The 2,136-nt window shown below is 55.3% G+C and carries 3 protein-coding genes and 1 pseudogene; 1 reads left to right on the top strand and 3 read right to left on the bottom strand.

What is annotated here, in order from left to right; all coding sequences use genetic code 11:
* A pseudogene (locus DKT70_RS10010) lies at positions 1 to 107 on the top strand (IS5/IS1182 family transposase); the annotation flags it as partial.
* 19 nt (positions 108 to 126) lie between these two features.
* Here DKT70_RS10010 and DKT70_RS10005 read toward each other — a convergent pair.
* The 3 genes from DKT70_RS10005 to DKT70_RS09995 all read right to left on the bottom strand — a co-directional run bounded on the left by DKT70_RS10005 (position 127) and on the right by DKT70_RS09995 (position 1,983).
* Positions 127 to 321 (bottom strand): hypothetical protein, encoded by a 195-nt coding sequence (locus DKT70_RS10005; RefSeq protein ID WP_111559009.1) that lies wholly within the window; start codon positions 319 to 321, stop codon positions 127 to 129.
* Between the two features lie 584 nt (positions 322 to 905).
* Positions 906 to 1,214: a hypothetical protein gene (locus DKT70_RS10000; RefSeq protein WP_111559008.1), complete on the bottom strand. Its 309-nt coding sequence runs from the start codon at positions 1,212 to 1,214 to the stop codon at positions 906 to 908.
* A 523-nt stretch (positions 1,215 to 1,737) separates the two neighbouring features.
* Complete coding sequence (locus DKT70_RS09995; protein WP_146612615.1) at positions 1,738 to 1,983, bottom strand: hypothetical protein; 246 nt, start codon at positions 1,981 to 1,983, stop codon at positions 1,738 to 1,740.
* Positions 1,984 to 2,136 lie beyond the last annotated feature (153 nt).

Here is a 2,136-nt window from a genome sequence, read left to right as displayed (position 1 = left end):
TCGGCCGCCTCAAGGACTGGCGGCGCGTCGCGACGCGATACGACCAATGCCCGGAAACCTTCTTCTCAGCGATCATGCTCGCCGCAACCGTTCTGTTCTGGCTGTGAAAGGCAATGAGGCTGGACCCTAGCGGGCGTTCGTCGTTAAGCGCCCATGCGCAGGGGACGAATTGGTCGAAGGATAAAGAACGTTCTTCGTCGGTTCGTCGCTGGTCAGTATCGCCATCTTCTCGATCACGGTCTGAAACTCAGCGTTATGTTGGTACGATGCCACTGCACGACTGATCAGCAGCAGTTCTTCACTGGTGAAACGATATGACATTCTGTCGGTCCCAATATGTCGACTGGAAGCCTTGCCCCGTTTACCTCCGGCGCACTGCGTCAAGTGTCCTAAATTAGATCAGAATACGGGAGGTCAGCCGCAAGCTGTGTCGCGAAGCTGACACAGGTGGCCATTTGTTAACACTTTATGCGTTCACGACCCTTGGAACAGGCACTGAGGTGCATGCGACGTTCAACGTGCGTATTTCCAATGCATATATGAAATGGCCCGAATGAAGTAGCCTGCGCTGCGTGGACGGCGACTGAAGCTTCAAGGAGCGCGGGCAAGCGGTCCAACCCGATCTCGCGATCGCATCGACACGCGGCGCAGGAGATACAAGACGGCAGAGCGGCGGGCAATTTGGTGGGATGCGCTGGTCGCGGCCAGCTTCTCCTGCATTTGCTGCAAGCACATCCGCGAAAGCGCCGATCTGGTCGGTGACCACATCCGCCCGCATCGCGGCGACCGGGACCTCTTCTTTGATCGGCTGGTCCAAAGTCCAGTGCATGTGCGCCACTTGCCACAACCGTGACAAGCAGCGACAGGAACGAAATGGCATCAGCGCATTCTGGAACTCAACGCCATTATTGTTTCCGGAAGTCGTAATCCTGAGGATAATCCAGCATTTTGCGCAACGAAGATCTATCTTCCGACGCTATGCGATGGACCAGTTCATACGCACGATCGACCAGCTTTTGCTGTATCGAAGATAGAGGTTCATCCTTGTCAGCTTGAACGAACAGTTCCGTCTGCAAGCTTGGTCCGTGGTACTCCCCCTCAGGGGTCGCCACAGTAAAGCTGACATGCGCACTCACGCCTGTCTCTCCCTCTGGAAAATACTGCATTCCAAAGATCGCTACTTCCGTGATCTCGCGTTCGTCAAAGTAGGCCATAGGTTGTCCTCCTGACAGATAACTTGCTTCCCACGGTACGCAACAAGCCGCCATGGGTGCATGTTCCAACTTGTCTGGGAACGCTAGCAATTATCAGTTCCTGCCGACCTGTCGTCTGCCCATACCCCAGTCGGAAGGGGGCGAAAGTCCGACAGGCAGTCTCGCCCACTCCCACGTCTCTTTATTCAAGGATTAAATTCGCATCCTCTGAAAGTCGGGGAAAAGGTCACTGACCCGGCCCTCTCACATAACTAGGTACAATAGGTTCCGCGCAGAAAAGCTGATTTCACATCACCACCTTGCTGGCCCCGCCGGGAACTTCCCTCGCGGGCGTTCGTCGTTTCGGAGGCGCGATCAAGTTGAAGATGACGCTGGATAACGAAGATCTGTGGCAAAATCTGCGCCAGCTGGCAGACCAAGATGCGCGACAGGCAGCGGCTTCGACATTAAATGATGCCGTCGCCCCTGCCGATGTGAGGAATTGGATGGAAGAGGTGTCCGGTATTCGCAATTATGCTGGAAATCAAATGGGAGGAGACAGACGTCTCATTGTCAACAACGTGCCCTCGGCACCATCAGTGGCGGAGCTCGCGCTCTCAAGAATGACGTGCGTCTTGTCGCCTTCCATCTCCAACTTGCCCCGAACGGGGGTTTTGAAGCTCCCCGGGGCATGGGCACCATCGACCAGCAGTTTGACGTAGTCTCCGCCTTTTTCGGCTTCGCCTCTTATCTCCTGCATACCTTCAAGCTTCAGAATGGCTTTGGTCATCATCGCCTCCAAGTTTGCGCCGCGTCATAGCAGTATGCGAACCCAACGCGACGACAGTGTACAAGGTCCTGAAAAAATTAACAGAGTGACCTGAGACCCGTCTCTCCTCCAGCCATTCGGAGAATCCGCGGGTTGATTTCTGGGGCTACGCGG

The sequence above is a fragment of the Paracoccus sediminilitoris genome (assembly GCF_003259195.1).
GTDB classification, from domain to species: Bacteria; Pseudomonadota; Alphaproteobacteria; order Rhodobacterales; family Rhodobacteraceae; genus Paracoccus; species Paracoccus sediminilitoris.
Note: the sequence above shows the minus strand (reverse complement) of the source record. Positions and strands in the feature narration are given on the sequence as shown.

Excerpts from the sequence above, each read along its gene's own strand:
- DKT70_RS10005 (WP_111559009.1), bottom strand. The coding sequence starts at position 321 with ATGTCATATCGTTTCACCAGTGAAGAACTGCTGCTGATCAGTCGTGCA.
- DKT70_RS10000 (WP_111559008.1), bottom strand. The coding sequence starts at position 1,214 with ATGGCCTACTTTGACGAACGCGAGATCACGGAAGTAGCGATCTTTGGA.
- DKT70_RS09995 (WP_146612615.1), bottom strand. The coding sequence starts at position 1,983 with ATGACCAAAGCCATTCTGAAGCTTGAAGGTATGCAGGAGATAAGAGGC.